The organism is Mesorhizobium sp. M7A.F.Ca.US.014.04.1.1 (assembly GCF_003998745.1).
GTDB classification, from domain to species: domain Bacteria; phylum Pseudomonadota; class Alphaproteobacteria; order Rhizobiales; family Rhizobiaceae; genus Mesorhizobium; species Mesorhizobium ciceri.
On the sequence record NZ_RZRW01001419.1, the window covers coordinates 1 to 503 of the forward strand.

Consider the following 503-nt stretch of genomic DNA (forward strand, 5'->3'; position numbering starts at 1 on the left):
CTCTCACACGGCATTCTCGCCCAGTCGATCGGCGGCGGTGGCGGCAATGGCGGATCTGTCGGAACGTTTGCCGTCGGTCTGTTCGGCGCCGCTTCCGTGGCGATCGGCGGCGGTGGCGGCGATGGCAATCTCAGCAACCAGGTCACGGTCACCCACAAAGGTGACATTCATGTCGGCGGCATGGGCTCGAAGGCCATCCTTGCGCAATCGGTCGGTGGCAGTGGCGGCAACGGCGGTTCGGCTTATTCAGGCGCGGTCAGCGCTGGTCTCTACGTGTCCGCTTCGGTCGGGGTTGCCGTGGGTGGCGAGGGCGGCAACGGAGGCAATGGTGGAAAGGTAACGGTTCGGGCTGATGGCAACCTGATTGCCGACACCGACGCAGCCGGTTCCGGCGGCATCGTTGCCCAGTCCATCGGCGGCGGCGGCGGCAATGGCGGCCGCGCTGCCACGATTTCGGGTGCAGCCAGCACGGGGGTCAGCGTTTCACTCGGTGTCACTGTTGG

1 pseudogene is annotated in these 503 nt (G+C 66.4%); it reads left to right on the top strand.

What is annotated here, in order from left to right:
* Nucleotides 1-503, top strand: a pseudogene (locus tag EOA22_RS36880) (hypothetical protein); the annotation flags it as partial.